The organism is Corynebacterium sp. ES2775-CONJ (genome assembly GCF_024814515.1).
Lineage (GTDB): Bacteria > Actinomycetota > Actinomycetes > Mycobacteriales > Mycobacteriaceae > Corynebacterium.
In genome coordinates this window covers 241,796-262,072 of the sequence record NZ_JANUXT010000004.1, presented here as the reverse complement: position 1 = coordinate 262,072, position 20,277 = coordinate 241,796, and the positions used below count along the sequence as shown (strand labels likewise).

The 20,277-nt window shown below is 52.6% G+C and carries 12 protein-coding genes and 1 tRNA gene; 6 read left to right on the top strand and 7 right to left on the bottom strand.

The window, feature by feature from the left end; genetic code table 11:
• Positions 1–18 precede the first annotated feature (18 nt).
• From NXT01_RS06735 to purD, 4 genes are all read right to left on the bottom strand, one after another.
• Positions 19–912: a phosphoribosylaminoimidazolesuccinocarboxamide synthase gene (locus NXT01_RS06735; protein WP_259078931.1), complete on the bottom strand. Its 894-nt coding sequence runs from the start codon at positions 910–912 to the stop codon at positions 19–21.
• Between the two features lie 344 nt (positions 913–1,256).
• Positions 1,257–2,687, bottom strand: a complete 1,431-nt coding sequence (gene purB, locus NXT01_RS06730; protein ID WP_259078929.1) for an adenylosuccinate lyase — start codon at positions 2,685–2,687, stop codon at positions 1,257–1,259.
• A gap of 178 nt (positions 2,688–2,865) precedes the next feature.
• Positions 2,866–8,931 (bottom strand): collagen binding domain-containing protein, encoded by a 6,066-nt coding sequence (locus NXT01_RS06725; protein WP_259078919.1) that lies wholly within the window; start codon positions 8,929–8,931, stop codon positions 2,866–2,868.
• Between the two features lie 362 nt (positions 8,932–9,293).
• Positions 9,294–10,565 carry a phosphoribosylamine--glycine ligase gene (purD, locus tag NXT01_RS06720; RefSeq protein WP_259078913.1) on the bottom strand — a complete coding sequence of 424 codons (1,272 nt, stop codon included), beginning with the start codon at positions 10,563–10,565 and terminating at the stop codon, positions 9,294–9,296.
• 49 nt (positions 10,566–10,614) lie between these two features.
• On the opposite strand from purD, the gene NXT01_RS06715 reads away from it, so the two are divergent.
• The gene (locus tag NXT01_RS06715; protein ID WP_259078910.1) at positions 10,615–11,025 is read left to right on the top strand and encodes an HIT family protein; all 411 of its coding nucleotides are present in this window, start codon (positions 10,615–10,617) and stop codon (positions 11,023–11,025) included.
• On the opposite strand, the gene NXT01_RS06710 is transcribed toward NXT01_RS06715, so the two are convergent.
• Together NXT01_RS06710 and NXT01_RS06705 are read right to left on the bottom strand one after the other, a co-directional pair.
• A complete protein-coding gene (locus NXT01_RS06710) occupies positions 11,022–12,461 on the bottom strand; it encodes a cell wall metabolism sensor histidine kinase WalK (RefSeq protein WP_259078908.1) in 1,440 nt (479 codons plus the stop codon). The two genes, NXT01_RS06715 and NXT01_RS06710, sit on opposite strands and share 4 nt — an antisense overlap.
• Before the next feature lie 12 nt (positions 12,462–12,473).
• The gene (locus NXT01_RS06705) at positions 12,474–13,178 is read right to left on the bottom strand and encodes a response regulator transcription factor (protein WP_259078907.1); all 705 of its coding nucleotides are present in this window, start codon (positions 13,176–13,178) and stop codon (positions 12,474–12,476) included.
• 115 nt (positions 13,179–13,293) lie between these two features.
• Here NXT01_RS06705 and NXT01_RS06700 point away from each other — a divergent pair, with 115 nt between their 5' ends.
• From NXT01_RS06700 to NXT01_RS06690, 3 genes are all read left to right on the top strand, one after another.
• Positions 13,294–14,790 carry an MFS transporter gene (locus NXT01_RS06700; RefSeq protein ID WP_259078906.1) on the top strand — a complete coding sequence of 499 codons (1,497 nt, stop codon included), beginning with the start codon at positions 13,294–13,296 and terminating at the stop codon, positions 14,788–14,790.
• 115 nt (positions 14,791–14,905) lie between these two features.
• On the top strand, positions 14,906–16,252 hold the full coding sequence (locus NXT01_RS06695; protein ID WP_259078904.1) for an MFS transporter: 1,347 nt from the start codon (positions 14,906–14,908) through the stop codon (positions 16,250–16,252).
• Positions 16,252–17,685 (top strand): threonine/serine exporter ThrE family protein, encoded by a 1,434-nt coding sequence (locus NXT01_RS06690; protein ID WP_259078903.1) that lies wholly within the window; start codon positions 16,252–16,254, stop codon positions 17,683–17,685. Before NXT01_RS06695 ends, NXT01_RS06690 begins: the two co-directional genes overlap by 1 nt.
• Before the next feature lie 416 nt (positions 17,686–18,101).
• Here the strand turns inward: NXT01_RS06690 and NXT01_RS06685 are convergent.
• Positions 18,102–18,174: transfer RNA gene (locus tag NXT01_RS06685), tRNA-Thr, on the bottom strand.
• Between the two features lie 161 nt (positions 18,175–18,335).
• Here NXT01_RS06685 and NXT01_RS06680 point away from each other — a divergent pair.
• On the top strand, positions 18,336–19,760 hold the full coding sequence (locus NXT01_RS06680) for a threonine/serine exporter ThrE (RefSeq protein ID WP_259079004.1): 1,425 nt from the start codon (positions 18,336–18,338) through the stop codon (positions 19,758–19,760).
• Positions 19,761–19,858: 98 nt separating this feature from the next.
• Complete coding sequence (locus NXT01_RS06675; RefSeq protein ID WP_259078901.1) at positions 19,859–20,233, top strand: hypothetical protein; 375 nt, start codon at positions 19,859–19,861, stop codon at positions 20,231–20,233.
• Positions 20,234–20,277: the final 44 nt, after the last annotated feature.

Below are 20,277 nucleotides of genomic sequence, written 5' to 3'. Positions count from 1 at the left end.
GAGCTGGAGATGAATTTATCAGGCGCTCTCGCCCAACCACTCGCTAAACTTCCGGCCCGTAATCCGCTCAAAGGCCTCGACGTAGCGTTCCCGCGTTGCCTCTATAACCGAGCCGGGCAAGGATGGCGGAGCCTGGTTGGAGTCGGTGGACCACCCCGATTTAGGCCCGGTGAGCCAATTGCGCACAAATTGCTTATCAAAACTAGGCTGCGCTTGACCCTCTTGGTAGGTGCTGGCTGGCCAATAGCGAGAAGAATCAGGGGTGAGTACTTCGTCGGCCAGCACTACGTTGCCATCGGCATCGAGACCGAATTCAAATTTAGTATCGGCGAGAATAAGTCCCTTTTCCAAGGCTAATTCCGCGGCACGTTGATAGATCGATATTGAGGCGTCGCGCAGTTCTGTGGCGCGCTCAATGCCCAAACGAGCTACCACGCGATCGAAGGACACATTTTCGTCGTGGTCGCCCTTTTCCGCCTTCGTCGCTGGGGTGAAGATGGGTTCCGGCAGGTGGGAGGCCTCGACAAGCCCTGCAGGCAATTCAACGTCACATATCGAACCGGCATTCTTATATTCGCTTAAGCCCGAGCCGGTGAGATACCCGCGCACAATACATTCAAAGGGAAGCATCTCAAGTTTGCGACATATCATAGCCCGACCCAGAACATCTTCAGGGATTCTCTCATCATCGATAGCTCCCACCACGTGATTGGGGAAGTCAATATTGTCGAAGAAGTACATGCTCATCGCTGTGAGCACCCGGCCCTTATCAGGGATCTCCGAGTCCAAGACGTGGTCATAAGCGGAGATACGATCAGAGGCGACAAGCAATAAGGTCGCCTCATCGATCTCGTAGATTTCACGTACTTTACCTGCGGAAAGGTGCTTATACTGAGAAAGTTCAGGGCGCATGTAGATTGAGTTTAGACCCTTTCGAGCGCCGCTGCTAGTTAACCTGGAAAGATTCAGATTATCTTATACTCAAGCTATCCCTTGGTATCCTAAGCGATCCCGCCAATGGCCTCGTATCCATTAAAACCGGGGATGTGTCATTCTTAAAATCTCACCATAGGCCTAGTGCAACACCGCAATAGTAGCGCGAGGCCTGGCATCGTAAAGATCCCAAATGCTTGATTCAGCCAGCTACATAATTCTGTAACCGCACCGGTGAAACTAGATGGTCAATAGATATAAAAAGCATAGGAGGTACACCCTATTTTATTTCTAGGGGCACCTCCCTGCAGCTAGTGTGCGGCCTATAGGATTTCTGCTGGTTGGTATTGCCGCGAATCCGGGTATCGCGCAACGAGCTCATTCACCCGCGCTATCACCCGAGCTGTTTGCGATTGCGACGCTCCTATGAAGGCATGACGGTCAGCTAGAGCCTCCTCTAAGGCTTTGACATCGAGAGGGAAACGCGGATCCTTCGCTAAGCGTTGCACGAGGTCCTGTTCGCCTCCGTGTTCTCTCATATTGAGAGCTACAGCCACGGCGTGCTCCTTGATGAGCTCGTGTGCTTCCTCTCTACCAAAGCCAGTTTTCACCGCTGCCATGAGGATCCGAGTGGTGGCTAGGAAAGGAAGGTAGCGTTCAAGTTCTCGATCGAGCATCGCTGGAAAGGCTCCGAACTCTTCGAGGATTGTTAAGAAGGTTTCGAACATCCCGTCGAGAGCGAAGAATGCGTCAGGGAGTGCAACCCTTCGCACTACAGAGCAGAACACATCTCCCTCGTTCCACTGCTGGCCCGATAAGTCCGCGACCATGGTGAGATATCCGCGAAGGATCACCTGAAGTCCGCATACTCTCTCACATGAGCGGGCGTTCATCTTGTGGGGCATCGCAGAGGAGCCTACTTGTCCCTCCTTGAAACCCTCGGTTACGGTCTCGTTGCCAGCCATTAACCTAATGGTATGGGCAAAGGACGAAGGTCCAGCCCCTAGATGCACCAGCGTAGAGACGGCGTCGAAGTCGAGGGAGCGAGGGTAGACCTGACCGACCGAGTCGCACGTGCGCGAGAAGCCCAAATAATCGGCGATGGTGATCTCAAGAGAGGTAAGTTTGGCCTCGTCGCCTCCCACCAGGTCGAGCATATCTTGCGCCGTTCCCATGGGGCCTTTTATGCCCCGTAAAGGATAGGTATCTAGGAAATTCTCGGCTCGCTCAATGGCAATCAGCATTTCCTCCGCTGCGGTTGCAAACCGTTTTCCGAGAGTGGTGGCTTGAGCAGCGACGTTGTGGGAGCGTCCAGCCATAACAAGACCAGCATATTGTTCTGCCCGCTGGGCCAAACGGTGGGCAACAGCCACCGCCTTAGACAGCACAATTTCGAAGGAGCGATAGACCTGTAGCTGTTCGACATTCTCGGTGAGATCTCGGGAAGTCATCCCTTTATGAATATGCTCATATCCCGCTAGAGCATTAAATTCCTCGATCCGCGCTTTGACATCATGGCGTGTTTTCCGCTCACGGGCTGCGATCGACTCAAGATCAACGTTGTCAAGAACACCCTCGTAGGCGGCAATTGCCACTGCTGGGATATCTACGCCCAGGTCGCGTTGGGCTTGCATCACGGTGATCCACAGCTGTCGCTCCATGATGATTTTTGCCTCAGGGCTCCACAGATCAACCAGCTCTGCGGAAGCATATCGGTTGGATAGGACGTTTACAATATTTGTTTTTTCAGCCACCCCATCATGATATTAGATCGGCGATAGGGATGTACGACGAAACCTAAAAGTCACCAAATAAGCACAATTAGTATGTGGTAATGGCACAATATAGAAACCCAGAAGGCCTCCGCTTAATGAAGCGGAGGCCTTCTATCTATCGGAACAGGAGAATAAAATTTTAGCTACTGATTCTCTCCTAGTTTCGACGACGGCGTGCTACCAGTAGGGCACTTGCCCCTAAGAGAAGGAGCACGAGTGCAACACCGAGGAGCCAGAACACAGAGGCGCCAGTCTGAGCCAAGGCGGATATCCCTCCCTTGCTTTCACCATTTTTATCACCTGGGTGGGTTTTCTCAATGCCCTTCTTAGTATCCTTGTCGATACCCTTACCTGGCGTTCCCGGCTCCGCTGGGGGATTGGGTTTGCCAGGTATCCCTGGAATAAACGGCAAGAACGGAATCAGCGGTGTTGTTCCCGGCTCGCTTGGCACTCTGTCATTGGCGATATCGCCGAGATCAACATTCTTAGCTTCAGTGCCGATCGTTATCGGAACGGAATTCTTTGCTAGGACGAAGCCACTCGGCGCCTTTACCTCAACGAGCTCGTAGTCACCTGGCTTGACGGCGGTAAACGAAATCAACCCTTGTGAATCGGAGGTCGCTTCAGCGATCACCGAGGCCCCTTGGCGTAATTCGAATTCCGCCCCCTCAAGTGGCTTCTTGGTATCAGCGGCGATCTTCCTCGCTGTCACCATTGTTGGATCGTTCTGTACCGGATCTAGCTCGATAGGGTCACCCTTTTCAGAAATCGTCACCGTGATGGCCTGTGCAGATGCGCGCCATCCAGCAGGTGGGGCGATTTCCTTGATCGTGTACTCACCGTATGGAATGGCCTCGAAGATCACTTCTCCAGCGTCATTGGAGACGGCGGTTCGGATGAGCTCGCCCTTTGCATCATGGATTCCGAATTCGGCACCAGCTAGTGGTGCGCCATTCGTCGAGTCAACCTTCATGAACTTAATTGACCGAGTGATTTGTTCGTTCGCAATATTGCCCAGATCCACAACCTGGCCATGCTCAACTATAGAGAAGGTGTACTTCTCTTGAGACGTTAACCAGCCTTCAGGGGCCTTGGTCTCACGCAACTCATAGTCACCGTAAGGAAGCTCAGCGAATTCGATATTGCCATCGTTATCACTTGTGGACTTATCGATAACATCATCGATAACCACACCATCCTCGATCTTGCGTAGCTCGAACTCAGCTCCGCTCAAAACGCGGTTCTGATCAACTGCATCGACCTTTTTGGCTCTGAAGCCTCCGCGAATGAGGTCATTGACAATTTTCCCGTTGACGCCCAGTTTCACTATTTCGCCCTGTTCGGTGATGCTCACTGGCCAAGCATTCCTTTCCTCTTCTGGAAGAAGGTAGCCAATGGCGGGTGTGATTTCCTTGACTAGGTAGTCACCGTAGAGCAAATTATTGAAGGAAACTTCACCTCGTTCGTTGCTCCGTTGCGTATCCACAGGTTGATCTTCGCGAATACCGTCTTGGTCCTTCTTGTAAATACCGAAGGTCGCACCAGAAATTACCTTCTCAGTTTCGGCCTCTACCTTGGTGAAGGAAGCAGATCCGCGAATCTGGTTGTTGGTGAGTTCGCCGTAATCTATTGGATCTCCAACCTCAGTCACATTGACCACCAACGGTTCTTTCAGAGGTTCGTACCCTTCCAATGGCTCCTTTTCAACCAGAAGGTAAGTTCCGAATAGTACGTCCGGGAAGGTAATTTTTCCGTCAGCTTGCGAGGTGGCGGTATAGGACGGTTGCTTTTCATAATTCTCACGCGATGTGTTGCTTTCAGCGCCGTCCAGATTTTTGTACAGTTCGAAGACGACTCCCTCTAGCGGTACCCCTGAATCAGACACCTTAGTGGCGGTGATAGTACGGGTGATTGGGTTGTTTACAATATCGCCGACTTCGTATTCGAGTCTTTCCGAGTTGATTTCTACTGCCTCGTGAACAATATTCGGATCTGGAATCCTGTAGCCAAGAGGAGCGCGAGTTTCGAGGAGCTGATATTCTCCCCACTCCACGTTGTCGAATGTGGCGACTCCCTCGTCATTGGTCACCGCAGTCTGTGCGGGGTCAGCATAGGATCCATCCTCAAGCTTCTTGGCGAGCTTAAATCTAGCTCCCTTCAGCGGATTCGCAGGCGATGCGTTGTCGACCTTGCGCACGGTCACGGTACCAGGAAGCCGGTCATTGCTGACCTTTTTAATGATCGGATCAATCGTATTATCGAGTCCAACGATCACTTCAGTATTGTCGGGTTTCTTATATCCACGTGGAGCTTCAACTTCTTCCAACGCGTAGGTGCCAACGAGGACATCCTTGAAGATGAGCACACCATTAGCGTCGGTGCGGCCATTCACTTGAGGGTAGCTCTTGTGAACTAGATTAAACTCCACGCCTTCAAGTAGAGCTCCTGAGGTCGCGTCAGTTTTGATTATCTTCACGTCACGTCTCGCGGCCAAACCAGCATTGCGAACCGCCGTACGTGATTGAGGATTCAGACTAAATTCTGCCGTCGCTCCCTCGAGATTGACGTCACTGCAGGTCTTTTCTTTTGCAGTAAGGCAAACATCTTGAGCATCTTGAGTCCAATACTGTGCAGGGTCGCCCTTCTCGAAGACGATATACCGACCGTCACCTCGGTTAAAGATGTCGTGCGAGTACTCACCCTGTTCGTTCGTCGAGCCCTCGATGCGCTGACCGTTAGGATCAAGTGCGTCTTCTCCGTTCGCTTCTTTCAAAACCCAACGAAGGTTGGCAACGCCCGGTTCGCCGTCATCTTGGACTCCGTTAGCGTTCACATCGTTGAATACCTTGCCGGACACTATATATTTCAGTGCTTCCACATAGACTTGGTTTGCTTCAACATAGTTATTCCCAGCGCCCGAGAGTGCCACCGACATGACAGCGCGATCGCCGTAGTTGAGAGCCTTAGTTGCTTCACTGAAGGGGATCGTCACTGGAAGGTTGAAGTACACCCTCTCGTTACTCGCGATCACTTGGCCAGCCTTCAGGACGGCCTTGACGGCGGTAACCTTTGCCCATTCATCGGGTCCAATATCTTCGGCCATCTTCCAGACAGCAACGTCCTGGCCACCTGGATACCCACCGATGGGCTGCCGTGGGTTTTGAGGCTGTTCTGTCATTGTGTAGTAGATATCGAACATATCGATGGCTGGATTCTTAGTACCGTCGGGGGCGATCTTCTCTACCGTGGTTACAGGCCCAGTTAGAGGAGTACGGAAAGCGGAGTGATCTCCGGTAGTTTTGTTGCCGTTCTCATCCCTAGACTCCCAGGTCCGGTCGAGGTACTCCCCCTTTTCGTTAGCAACAATCGTGTAGTCTTCTTCACCGGGCAGAAGCGCCAGGATGGACACCGTTTGGGCAGGGATTAGGGTGTTATTAGTCAGACTCATCTGGTAGGTAAATGTACTGCCGATTTCGTGAGCAGTTTCTAACACCAAATTCTCTGAAGGACTAGCGACTTCAACTTTACTACTAATCTCCAGAGGTGCAGCGAGAGCGATAACACGTTGTGCTGTAGCAAAGCTTTCATCCGTATTGCCGTCCTTGTCGAGATCGAGGGTATCGACGTAGGGCGTTCCTCCGTCCCTAGGGGTTGCGGCTTTAATTTCATCGGCATTGTCCCATACAGAATAAGTCTGTACCGTGTTGGGTCCAAAATTGGCATTTTTGGTCGTATCCACCGTGAGATAGATATCGATATTAGCGTTCGAGCTTCCTAGTGCGGGCGCTTCGTAATCGATGTCACCGAATGCGTAGACCAGAGCCGTTAAGCCTGTATTCTTGTAATTGGGGATAACCTGTGGTTCTGCAGGAGATTTATCTACCTTGCCCGATCCCGCAGCGTGGATTCCTAGGGTATTCACGTAATCCACCCCAGGAGGTAGAAGCACAATCTGACGAAGATTCCTTACCGTATTTTTAGTTACACCCCAGTTTCCAACCGCTTGGACTCTCACGTTTAGAGCCGCGACGCGGTCGCAGTTAGCAGGGGTCAATTTATCAAGACCAGCACACTCGGATAGGGCGGTACGGGTATCTGTGGGATTAAAGGCCCCGTAGGCCTCTCTAAGTTCCCACCCGTCTTTGGAGAAGAATTCTCTATCAAGAGTGGTGCTAATCGAAGTCTTCAGACGTGGTCGATGACCCTTCACAAGGATAGGATTATTACCAGTTCCATCAAACTTAGTTTCATCAAATTTCACACCATCGACGCGTTCGTGCCGCACGTCAGCTGTTGCGCGATTGGAATACGACTTTGATAGTTCTGCGATTTGTTCAGCTGGAGTTTGAGCAAGCTCCTGCTTCCACCACGCCAGCTCCGCATCTGTTGGGTAAGCCCAAACGTTGAATGGAAGCCCGATATTATCTAGCTCCAAGGGCGGATCGAATACAAGCTTAAGCTCTTTATACTCTCGGTCGGTGTCATTGATGGCAACAAAATCCCCTGGCATGAGATCCGCTGCCAGCTCGATGCGAGAATCGTCATCGCGAACTCCATATAGTTTGACTTTTGAATCTCGAATTCGCTGATAGATTTCGCTCTTGCTAAAGGTCGAGCTATTGCTTAAGAATTTGCTGTTGAACTGGAACTTTTGGTAATAAAGACCCGGATCAAGGTCCCTGTCCGTCACCTCATAAAGGAAATCGTGAATACCACCGGTTCTATCGTCGTAGCCTGAACCGTTATTCGATTGATTGACGTTAATACGCCACTTCATACCGCCAAGAGATGCTAGGAGCTTCGGGTCTCGTGTCTTGCCCTTCTGAGAATCGTCCAGGCTGATTGGTCGGTAGTATCGCGGCGGGCGGCTGCCATACTTATAAGAAAGTGCCTCACCGTCCGTGACCCAATCGGTGTACTGCGGTAAACCGACCTGGTACTCGTCTGAGAGTGCGTACATACGCACTTTGTCGACCTTTACCACGCTCCCCCTCTGGAAGGGTACGACTTCTTCTTTGAAGGCCGTTCCGACCGAGGTTTCCTCTGCATAGACTTCCTCTTTAGTTCCCTTGTCGACCCAACTCTTTAGGAAAATGGGGAAGATCTTCTTCGAGCCGTCAGGGTTTACAATGTCGGCATCGTAGCGGAGAGTTAGTGGAATGCCGTCAGACCAGTAGGCTGAAATACTTTTGTTTCTCGCGTAAGGAAGGGAATAGGTGAGCGTACGAGCTACTGGATCCCAAACCCAGTAGTTCTCGGTTTTATCAACTTTCGCACCCTCGGGAACAGTAACTTGGTAGGTTACAGTCTTGCCGTCATAAAGGCCTTTACCACTTGGCGCACCAGAGGGGCGAACTTGATTAATTCTCACCTTATATCTAAAGGTTTTATCCTTTGGCGCACGATCGGTTTTGGTTTCGCTTTTGAATTTATAAATTCCAACCTGTGGATCATTGATAGGTTTTTTTTCGGTGAAACCTCCATCGAGCAAAATGCGACTTTTGTACTGAGAAATCGACTGTGCGGTGAACGTGATGTTTTCCGTACGGCTTGGTAATTCATCGGAACTAAACGTCGCCTGCGGAGTGACCTCTACGCCACTGGGGGTGAGTCTATTCTTAAAGGCAAAAGCGAGTGGGAACTGGAAAATCTGTCCACTCTTCAGCTTTTTGAACGTATATTCAACATAGAAAGCATCGTCATTTTCGCCGATTTCCGAGGAGTCTGCTGACTCGAGACGAGCAAAGTCTGGTTTCTCATTGTACACTACCGAACCGTCAGAACTGCGGGTCTTTGGTACGGTGATCGTTACTTTCGCATTATTTAACTCAACATCTGCACCTGAGACCGCGAGCGTAACTATGGGATCAATGCGCTCACCAGACCAGTAGTCGAGTCTATCGTCGGTACTATTAACGAGCCCTTCCTTGGTCCTGATATCAAAGCGCACCAGACTCTTATCATCTGGAGCGGCCACTGATATCGGAGCATCGTTATTTTCTATTATCGGCGCAGTCGCGTCGGATGCCTCCGCCGGAGCGGGTTGATCGTCAGGGACTGCGCTGGGGGTCGTAACTATGTCATCGGGAGCCACCGATGTTGTGGCTCTATCATCTTGGGCCCACGCAGGAATCGCCATCTGGGCAGAGGTTAGCCCGAGGATTACTGCGAGGACCATGAGCGCTCGTGTGATGAGCGATCTGGTCTCTGCAAACTTAAACATGTGATGATATTAACAGTTATCACAAATAAGGGTTGGGCCATTTAATTTTTTCTGGAAAAGGGTGCCCCCGAAGCCACAGATCACCGATTCTGGGGCGTTCAAGCCGCTGGCAGACGGTGACGTATGCCAGCAGATCTCGCGGAGAAGAAGCAAGTTGAGCTTTGATACACATATGTGCCAGGTTATAGAAACCTGCGATTTGCCTTAACTTAAGCCAAATTTTAGCTCACTGCTCCGAAGGCACTGGGCTTATCATTTCAACCATCAACTGACCAGGTGACCTCACGATTATGTCCAGCATGATTCGCTTATGCGAAGAGAATCACGCCTTCCCCCCCAGCGGCGCTAAGTAATGTCGAGATCTACGGAATCTTAATTTTTCCCTCTATCGCGGCCGTAGCTATATCGCGACGGTAGTGCGAACCATCAAGGGAGACAGTTCTCAAGATTTCATAGGCCTCCCGCTGCGCTTCAGCTAGAGTGTCTCCGGTTGCCACAACATTAATCACCCGTCCCCCCGCAGCTACCGTCTCTCCCGCTGCATTTAGAGCGGTACCAGCGTGCAAGATATGCGGATGATCGACACCGCTCACCACTCCACCAAGCTGTGGGGCAGTCGGATAACCTGGGGCCGCGAGCACGACCGTCAGAGCCGCGCCGTCATCCCACTCCAAGGCGGGGTGCTGGGCCAATTTCTCCGTGGCTACTGCATGCAGCAGCGTTCCGAGAGGGGTCTTTAATAAAGCCAGCACCGCCTGGGTCTCGGGATCGCCGAAACGACAGTTAAATTCCACTACGGCTGGACCCTCCGCACCCCAGGCGATCCCAGCGTAGAGCAGACCTGAATAGCTGCAACCACGGGCCACCATTTCCTTAGCTACCGGTATGCACACCTCATCGACAATGCGCTGCACCCCGTCATCGGGTAGCCACGGTAGGGGACAATACGCGCCCATGCCGCCGGTATTGGGGCCTGTATCCCCCTCCCCCACACGCTTATGATCTTGGGCAGGTAGGAGGGGAATAACAGTCTCGCCATCAACGAGACAAAAGAGGGTAACCTCCGGCCCATCCAGGAAGGATTCCAATAGTACTGGGTTTCCAGCACCTAAAACGGTGTGCACATGATCAAGGGCCGCCGTGCGATCATCGGTGACAACCACACCCTTGCCGCCAGCTAGTCCATCATCTTTAACAACGAAATGTGGGCCGAATCTATTCAACGCCGCATCTATGTCGGCATCCGTCGAGCCTGGGGAGAGCTGCTCCGCGCGTGCGGTTCGCACACCGGCTTTGGCCATTACATCCTTGGCAAAGGCTTTTGATCCCTCAATGTGAGCGGCTTGCTGATTAGGGCCAAAGACCGCAAATCCTTGAGCACGAAGCGCATCCGCAACACCAGCGACAAGGGGTATCTCGGGCCCAATCACAACCAAATCCGCAGCAACTTCCTGTGCCGCTTGAAGCATCTGTGACGGAGAATCAACCTGCGAGAATTCGGGGTGGATCTCAGCTACTGGAGCCATTCCCACATTCCCGGGAGCCACATGGATCGTCGTGACAGCTGGATCGTGGGATAAAGCTAGAACAAGGGCGTGCTCGCGGGCGCCCGACCCGATAACTAGAATGCGCATGGGCATTAGTTTAGCCCCAAAAAATAGCTCATCTACTAGTGTTGATGATATGACGAGCGTATTTAGCAAGATTATTAATGGTGAGTTGCCCGGCCGCTTTGTTTACCGCGATGAGGACGTGGTGGCTTTCCTCACCATCGAGCCTCTCTCTTATGGCCACACCCTGGTGGTTCCGGTCCAAGAAGTAGATAAGTGGACAGATCTTGAGCCTGAGGTGTGGGCCAAATTAACCGCTGTAGCCCAACGGGTGGGTCAGGCTATCGTGAGTACTTTTGATGCTCCACGGGCCGGATTTGTCATCGCTGGCTTCGATGTACCCCATACCCATATTCACGTATTTCCTGCCACGGATATGGGCGATTATGATTTCCGCACTGCCCTGAAGATGAATGAGACAGACCCTAAACTCATGGATGAGGCGGCGCTGAAGATAAGCCTAGCGCTCTCCGCCCAGAACTAGACCTCTTTGAAGGGGTGATATCGGGGCAAAATCACCCTAAATATTGTGCCCTCACCAGGTGCGGTCTTCACAGAGACTGCACCTTTATGTGCCTCTACTATGGACTTCACTATAGCCAGACCGAGACCGGAGCCTCCGGTTGAGCGGGTACGTGAGGTATCTGCACGGTAAAATCGCTCGAAAATATGATCGGCATCTTCCTTTTCGATGCCCACGCCATCATCGGCCACATCGATGAAGAAGGCAGACTCATTCTCTCCAATCACAACGCGCACCGTGGCCTCGTCGCCAGCATGTTTCAACGCATTGACCATAAGGTTCATAATCACTCGGCGTAACCGGGCCTTATCACCTAAGACGACGGGGAGGGTTTGTGCGGAATTTTCCACCTTGATATCGCGCTGCGGATAGGCTCCCCGCAAGGAATCGAGTACCGATAGTGCTATCTCTAAAAGATCCACCGGCTGTTCTTCAAAGTGCTTTTCCTCCGCGCGAGTCAAGCTAAGGAGATCTTCCACCAGCAGCGACATCCGTGAAGATTCCTCCTCGATTTTGTCTAAGACCATACAGGCATCCTGAGTAGCGCCCGAGCGATATAACTCCGCATAACCGCGCACGCTGGTCAACGGAGTGCGTAACTCATGGGAAGCATCGCCGACGAAGCGGCGCATCTGCACTTCCTTGGCCTTTAGTTCCACAATCAGCGTCTGTAGCTGCTCCATCATCACGTTAATGGAACGGCTGAGGGCTCCCACCTCGGTATTCTCTGGTAAGACCGGAGCTCGGCGATCGAGGTCCCCGGTGGTGATTGCCTTGGCCGTATCCTCGACCAAACGCAGCGGTTGCAGGGTGCGTTGAATGATGACGTGTGCGAAGATCCCCACCATGGCCAGCACAATAAACCCAATGGATATTTGCCCTGCGGCGAGTCGGCTGAGAAATTCTTTATCACTACTAATTTCCTTAGCCACGATAACAATGAAGTCCGCGCGCTGAGTGGCAATAACGCGCCATTCCCCCTTATCTTCGCGATTCCACGAACGCACAGTCCGGGGAACTCCGTCGAATCGTATATCGCGGGTATCGGGAATCTCATCCGCCTGCTGGCTCACAAAGGCCAAGGTTCCATCTCGGTAATACCGAGCCACAAAATAATCGGAAGGGAGGGAGAATAAATTGCGCTGTGGGTGGTTATAAAGCGCATCACGCTGAGCCCAGGTCTCTAAACCCTGGCTCAATTCGTTATCCACTCGCGTTAAAGCCTCCGCCTCCATGGATCGCTGGATTGCAATACCCGAAGCCAACAGCCCGAAGCCGGTCATAAAGATAGTGACAAAGACGAGTATAAAACGCAAGGGGATGCCCACCCGTGGATCGCGTGCAGCCCGCGTAATCCGTGAGGTTCGAGAGGATTTTTCCATCACCGCATCATGCACAGCTACACCCCGTTACTGCCGCGGCCGACGCAGAACATATCCGACGCCGCGCACTGTATGAATAAGCGGCACATCGCCGGTATCGACTTTGCGGCGCAAATAGGAGATATAACTCTCCACCACATTGCCGTCGCCGCCAAAATCGTAGTGCCACACATTGTCCAGGATTTTAGCCTTCGACAGCACCACTTCCGCGTTAAGAAGCAGGTACCGGAGAAGATTGAACTCTGTGGGCGAGAGATCAATAACGTTCCCGGCGCGCTTGACCTCGTGTGTGAGATCATTCAGCTCCAGATCAGCGTATTTTAAAACACTGGAACTATCCTCGGCCTCCATGGCGGGCGTCCCGCGCCTTAAGATAACGCGGAGTCTCGTGATCACCTCTTCTAAGCTAAAAGGCTTGGTGACATAGTCGTCGGCGCCGATGGTTAAACCGTGAATACGGTGCTCAACTGCATCCTTAGCCGTGAGAAATAGAACGGGCCCATCAAAACCTTCGTCGCGCAGCCGCGGGAGTAGTTCGAAACCATCCATATGCGGCATCATCACATCTAGTATGAACGCATCGGGGTGGAAATCTCGAGCCACCACGAGGGCCTCCTTGCCGGACTGAGCAGTGGCCACATTAAAACCTTGGAAACGCAAGCTAACACTTAACAGTTCAACGATATTAGGTTCATCATCGACAACGAGAATTCTCGTCTCTTCTTCCTTCATCGTTCCACCCTTTCCTAGCTGCTCCGGTTATCAGGAAAGCCGCCTTCTATCAATATATGTGTCTTCAGCTTAGCGAGCTAGTTGAGCTAGAGGAACGGATGTACAATCAGGAGCCATGCCGCAGTCGATACATTCCGATTCTATTTCTACTACGCCAGCCAAGCGGTGGGGTTTTCTCGCCGTCATTTCTCTCGGGCTTTTTATGGTGGGAGCAGATAATTCAATTCTCTATACTGCGCTTCCCACACTGCGTCACGAATTAGGTCCGAGTGAGGTGCAGGCTTTGTGGATTATCAATGCCTACCCACTGGTGCTCGCGAGCCTTCTGTTGGGTACGGGCACATTGGGAGACAAAATTGGTCACCGCCGAATGTTTGAAATAGGTCTAATCTTTTTCGGACTCTCCTCTCTCGCAGCAGCCTTCGCCCCAACGCCGGCTTATCTTATTGCCGCTCGGGCCTTTCTTGGCGCTGGGGCAGCAACTATGATGCCCGCAACATTGGCTCTACTGCGCTTAACCTTTAGTGATATCAAAGAACGCAATACTGCCATCGGTGTGTGGGGCTCTGTGGCCACCTTGGGGGCTGCGTCGGGGCCGATTATGGGCGGCTTTCTCCTGGAGCACTTTTGGTGGGGCTCAGCCTTCTTAGTCAATATTCCGGTCGTCGTCATTGCCTTCCTCGCTACTTTTGCGCTGGCACCTAAAAATATCGCTGATCCCTCTCGGCACTGGGATGCGCCCTCCTCACTGTGGGCGGGGCTAACCATGGCGAGTGCGGTCGTGATTATTAAGGATCTCGCCCACAACGCCGATCTAACTGTTTTACTCCCCGCATCGATAGTGCTCATTGGCAGCGGCTACCTTTTCCACCAGCGCCAGGGCTCTTTAAGCGAGCCCGTTATTGCCTGGGGCATTTTTGCTAATCCGGTGCTTTCCGCTGGAGTACTGGGAGCTGGCATAGCAATGTTCATCATCTCTGGCACAGAACTCACCACCACGCAGCGCGCACAATTGGTCTTGGGGTTCAGCCCTCTCGAGGCAGGGCTTTTAACGGCAGCCGCGGCGGCCGCGGCCGTCCCCACGTCAGTTATCGGTGGAGCCTTTTTACACCGCATCGGTTTTCGACCTCTCATCGCCGGAGGTTTTGGCGTCATGAGTCTAGGTTTGCTCACGATGGTCTTGAGCCTCACGAAGCTCCTCGGTGATCGCGACTTCGCTATCTTAGTCCTGGGTCTGGTATTCGTTGGATTGGGCGGTGGCTTAGTGATGAGCGTGACGTCCACCGCTATTATTGGTTCAGCGCCCAAACGCCGGTTGGGAATGGCGAGTGCGGTGGAAGAGGTGTCCTATGAATTTGGAACCTTATTAGCGGTTGCCGTACTCGGGTCGCTGTTTCCGCTTTTCTTCTCTCTGGCATTCGGAGAGGGCGGCCGTGAAGCGTATGCCCATATCATCTCCGGCGACACTTCACCCCTAGCTTCCTTAATTGCGCTCGATCAGGCCTATCAAGGTGTCTTGAGTGTAGCTTTGATCGTTGCGATGGGAACGGGAATAATTACTTATATACTATTGCGCGGCAATCCTAAGGAAACCCTCTACGCCCACGAGTAGCAGGCAAAATACCCCCTAGGATTGTCCGGGGCGACCGCCTTGGATAGGGCAGTTATCGATTGCTGAGGGAAAAATCTGCTATCTAAAATGAGGTCGAGGGTTTAAAGTTGTTTCTATGACCCCGACAACGCCGGTCGCTGCCAAACCACTTCAGGCAGCCCCTGATTTTGCCGCCGCGACCCGAACCGATAAGAAAACTATCACCACGTGGGCGCTGTGGGACTTAGGATCCGCAGCCTTTAACGCCGTTCTCATCACCTTCGTATTCTCGGTTTATCTCACCGAGTCCGTGGGCAAAAATATCGACTCCCGCTTTTCCGCCACTTCATGGTTCGGCTGGGCAATCGCTGCCGGAGGCGTCCTCATTGCCTTGATAGCCCCCGTTATAGGCCAGCGTTCCGATGCCCGGGGCACGAGACGCCGCAGCGTCCGCTTCTGGAGCATTATCACTGTAGCTTTGATGTTTTCGCTGTTCTTCATCCGCAATGATGCCCCGATTTATTTCTGGCTAGGTATAGGCATCCTTGCCATCGCCTCGGTCACCTTTGAACTCGGTGAAGTCAGTTATTTCGCCATGTTGAACCAGATCTCCACGCCAGATAATGTCGGACGGGTTTCTGGCTTCGGCTGGGCAGCCGGCTACTTCGGCGGCATTATCCTCCTTGCTAGCTGCTATTTTGGTTTTATTGCCGGCGACGGCGGGCTGCTGGGAATATCCACCGAGGCCGGTTTTAATATCCGACTTGTCGCAGCCCTTTCCGCCCTCTGGTTCCTCATCTTCGCAGTTCCTGTCATGCTGAGAGTCCCCGAGATCCCCCCGAATCCACAAATCGCCACAGGGGGAATCCGCACGAGTTATGCACAACTGTTCAATACTTTAAAAACTTTATGGCGCACTGACCGTTCTGCGGTGTACTTCCTCATTTCCTCTGCCCTTTTCCGTGACGGCGTTGCAGCCGTCTTTACTTTTGGCGCGATCCTCGCTGTGTCCGTGTACGAACTCTCCCCTGGCGATGTCCTCCTCTTCGGCATTGCTGCCAATGTGGTTGCTGGACTCGGCGCCATCGGCTGCGGCTTTCTCGACGATCGCTTTGGACCCAAACCTGTCATTTTAGGATCGCTCTTTCTCATGGTTGCCGATTCCGTCGTCCTGTATTTCGTCTCGGGGCCGAAGAATTTCTGGATCTTTGGGCTCATCCTGTGCCTCTTCGTTGGCCCCATCCAATCATCCTCTCGAACCTTCCTCTCTCGCATGGCTCCTCAAGGTCATGAAGGGGAAATGTTCGGCCTCTACGCCACCACCGGCCGAGCAGTCAGCTGGCTTGCCCCCATGGCATTCTCGGCTGCCGTTGTGCACTTTGGCTCTGATCGCGCCGGAATCTTTGGTATTGGAATTGTGCTGCTCATGGGCGCTTTAGTGCTGCTCTTTGTCAAAGAGCCACGGCAATCTATGCTGGACTAATGGCACTTTTGGCTGCAGTACGCTCACTCTTCCAAACCCCTTACCGGGTAGCAACTATCGACGTTGCCAGAGCGACCCCACTGGCGCCGCTGGCACCTGTTGATTTTAGCGACCAAGTGCAGGTCAGCGCGGTACTCGATGTAGCCGCGCGCATTGGTGATATTCTCATTGCGGCCGGGACTACGCATACCGACGCCACCTATCAAGTCAAGGCTATCCTAGAGACCTTCGGATTATGGGACGCCCACGTTGATTTTACCAATAGTCGCATTCGTATCTTCGCCCGTATAAGCGGCGACTATAACGAACCCATCAATATCATTCGCGTCATCAGCAGCCCTCCCAATGATTACCACCGTCTTCGGCGGGTCGATGCCCTCATTCGAGATATCCACGCTCGCCGAGTCGATGTGGACACTGCCGATCGAATCTTGACCGAGATTATAACTGCTCCACCCACGGTAGGTATTTGGGGCATCATGGCCTCGTGGGCTGTTCTCGGCGGGGCTGTAACCGTGCTCATTGGCGGCGATATTTGGGTAGCTTTAACGTCTATGATTGCGGCCTTTGCGGTGGTGTGGGTGGCCACTGAGTTATCAAAGAAGGGAATGCCGCTTTTTCTTTTCAATGCCATTGGTGGCTTGATTGTGTCTATACTGGCGGCCCTGGCCTACCACGCAGGTGCTGAGCTGGGATTGATATTGCGCCCATCTATGGTGATTGCTACCGGAATTATTGCCTTGGCTGCTGGTCTCACCCTCTTTCAGGCCATTCAAAATGGTATATCCAACTCCCCAGTCACTGGAAGTGCTCGATTTTTTGACACAATGATCGCCACCGGCGGCATCGTGGCAGGCGTAGCGATGGGTATTGCACTGTCCAATTACCTCGGTATTCCCTTGCCACCCATGCAAACCCAACCAAATCCCAATTTTGCCTCGATGACCTTGAGGATTGTCGCGGGCGCTTTTGCCGCGGCGGGATTCGCACGTGGCTGTTTCGCAGATTGGTCCTCGGTTTGGGTGGCCAGCATCGTTAGTCTTTTTTCCACCAGTATCTTTTATCTCACCGTGATGCCCTTAGGTTTAGGCGGTATTACGAGCTCGGCTATAGCTGCAACTTTTATTGGGCTCATTGGCGGTTTATTAGCGCGCGGCTACGGGGTCCCACCACTGATCGTCTCGGCCTCAGCCGCGACCCCTCTGCTACCTGGTTTGGCAATTTATCGGGGTCTGTATGCCTTGACCCACGAGCAAATTCTCACCGGTTTTTCTAATCTCACGATCGCTCTTGCTATTGCTGCAGCTCTAAGCGCAGGGGTTTACTTAGGTGAATGGATAGCCAGGCGCATCAAGCGCCCTCGAGGTTTGCGTCGCTATATGCGCTTTAAGCGCATGCGGGCACGCGAAACATCGTATTTCACCGAAGATTAAACCAGCATTTATACCCCCTCAGTTCCCCCCACTCTTCGAGCACCGCTTAGCGCCAGGGACAGAGCGAAATCTGTTGTCCCTCTACTTTTTATTGCCCTGAGAAAGGGGCGCGTACAGCGCCACTTAAAAGCACGCTCGTGAAGGCTATTAGGTGTGCTGTCAGAGAAATTAGTGGGCGGGGAGGTATATAAATCCCAAGGAAAGGCCGGCCCGTCTCCTCCGAAGGACTTCGCTCCGCACGTGTCCGCTCAGCCCCCATGCCTTAACTTTCAGTACTTTAGTTCTGGCCTTTTAAGCCTACGCCTCACGTGTAAAACTCCAGCTCCACCACTTAAAGCGAACCTCCTGGGATGCTACCTGTCCGCGAAAATTAACGGTAAAGGCCCCATCCGCAATCACGGGTGGGGCCTTAAGTGAGCTGGAGACGAGACTTGAACTCGCAACCACCGGTTTACAAGACCGGTGCGCTACCAATTGCGCCACTCCAGCACTGCTGTGAAATACTACCTAATCTTCCCCAAGAATTTCAATGCGCGGGTTTACCGATAGCGTTGCAGCGGGCTATCTTGGGGTAGAACTGATGTACTGTACTCAACGAATTCTAAGGCTCAAGTGTGTTTAATCCACTCGTGTGGTTGAAAACTGTCGCAATGCAAGGCGGCAGATATTCCACGATCGATACCGCGAAGGCAGCGCCGCCGCCTTCGCCGCTCGCCCCTATTGATCTCACCAACCCCGTAGAGGTGGCCGGGGTCATGGATCTGGCAGCGCGCATCGGTGATATTTTTCTCTCTGCGGGGACATCGAATCGCGATACCGTCGCCTATATTCAAGCAGTGACCACCTCCTACGGGCTGCACTACACCCACGTAGACATCACTCTTAATACGATCACTATCTTCTCCACTATTGGGGTAGAGAAAAAGGTGCCACTGAGTGTTTTCAGAGTGGTCAGCCGCATGAATGTAGATTTCTCGAAACTCAGCGAGATCGACCGCCTCATCCGATCGATCCGCGGTGGCGCTACTCCGCCACAGGTTGCCGAGAAGATCCTCAACGAACTTTTTCAGACTCCCTCGCGGCGCACCTTCCGGCGTAGCCTCTTAGGGTGGGGTGGCATGGGAGCGGCCGTTGCAGTAGGCGCAGGGGGTGGATTCGCGGCAGCAGTGATCAGTTTTATTATCGCCGTGCTCATTCAATGGAGCTCCGCTGTGCTGGCCCGGCATAATCTGCCTACCTTTTTCCAGATGCTACTCGGGGGGTTCATCACCACCGTTCCAGCTGCCTTGACCTATCAAATCACCTTAAATAACGCCTCGCCGATCTTTCCTTCGCATATTATCGCAGCGGGCATTGTGGTGATGCTCGCCTCGCTCTCACTCGTGCAATCCATGCAAGACGGAATGATGGGGGCTCCTGTGACCGCGAGTGCCCGTTTCTTTGAAACGATGCTCTCTACCGGTGCCATCGTGGCAGGCGTGGGTGCCGGACTCCAGGTGAGTGAATTTTTAGGGATTACTCTCCCTCCGCTGGAAAATCTGAGCCTCTTAAGTTTTACTTCAGCCACGGTCAAGCTGCTGGCCGGAGGGTTTGCTGCCTTCTCGTTCGCGGTTGCATGCCGAGCGGAGTTCTCGAGTACTGTGGCGGCGGCTTTTAACTCTATGCTTGGGCTTTTTGTTTATTATTTCCTGGTTCTACCCTTTGGCCTCAGCGAGATTATCGGAGCTGCCATCGCTGCCTCTGTTATTGGTTTGGCTGGAGGTTTAATTGCCAGGCGTTTTCTCATCCCCCCGCTCATTACCGCGGTCTCGGGTATCACTCCGTTACTTCCTGGCCTGGCTATTTATCGGGGAATGTACGCAGCCTTGAATGAACAGGTACTGCTGAGTTTCACCAATATTTCCGTAGCTCTCTCGGTAGCGGCAGCACTTGCCAGTGGCGTTGTATTTGGTGAATGGATGGCACGAAGGATACGCCGGAAACCACGATTGAATTTCTACGGATCTTTCAAAACCTATGGTAAGCCGGTGGCACGCAGTAAAAAACCGCCGCTAAAAAATAAAGACAAGAAGTGACCGTGTCACCCTTGACGCTTTCACAAGCTTAAAAGCTCTGCTAGAATGTGTCTTTTGCATGATTGTGAACAAAATATATTCTCACAAAGGAGAAGGCTTTGCCACCGAAGGTCACTGATACCAGAACCCCTGCGGAGTCCCTGCACGCGGTGGAAGCGGAAACTGCAGCAGCTGCTCGGAAAGTAGTGGCTTCTTATGCTCACGATTTCTTCGACGGCGTCACCTTAATGTGCATGCTGGGGATCGAAACTGAGGGCCTCAACTACCAAAAGGTTGCCGCCGACCACGAGGCAGCTCTCGCCCCGAAGAAGGTTACTAAGAAGGCTAAAGCAACTAAGAAGGCCTCAAAAAAGACCACCACTAAGAAGACAACGAAGAAAACCACCGCTAAAAAGACAGCGGCTAAAAAAACCACTGCTAAAAAGGCAACAAAGAAAGCGACGAAGAAGACTACCAAGGCTACTCAGGCCTAAGGCCCGCACGAAGGTATCGCGGTAGCATTATTACACCACCTTCT

Bases quoted from the DNA above. Each gene is read 5' to 3' on its own strand.
- NXT01_RS06690 (WP_259078903.1), top strand. From the start codon at position 16,252: ATGGCACTTTTGGCTGCAGTACGCTCACTCTTCCAAACCCCTTACCGG.
- NXT01_RS06700 (WP_259078906.1), top strand. From the start codon at position 13,294: ATGCCGCAGTCGATACATTCCGATTCTATTTCTACTACGCCAGCCAAG.
- NXT01_RS06715 (WP_259078910.1), top strand. From the start codon at position 10,615: ATGACGAGCGTATTTAGCAAGATTATTAATGGTGAGTTGCCCGGCCGC.
- purD (WP_259078913.1), bottom strand. From the start codon at position 10,565: ATGCGCATTCTAGTTATCGGGTCGGGCGCCCGCGAGCACGCCCTTGTT.
- NXT01_RS06680 (WP_259079004.1), top strand. From the start codon at position 18,336: ATGCAAGGCGGCAGATATTCCACGATCGATACCGCGAAGGCAGCGCCG.
- NXT01_RS06735 (WP_259078931.1), bottom strand. From the start codon at position 912: ATGCGCCCTGAACTTTCTCAGTATAAGCACCTTTCCGCAGGTAAAGTA.
- NXT01_RS06725 (WP_259078919.1), bottom strand. From the start codon at position 8,931: ATGTTTAAGTTTGCAGAGACCAGATCGCTCATCACACGAGCGCTCATG.
- NXT01_RS06695 (WP_259078904.1), top strand. From the start codon at position 14,906: ATGACCCCGACAACGCCGGTCGCTGCCAAACCACTTCAGGCAGCCCCT.
- NXT01_RS06705 (WP_259078907.1), bottom strand. From the start codon at position 13,178: ATGAAGGAAGAAGAGACGAGAATTCTCGTTGTCGATGATGAACCTAAT.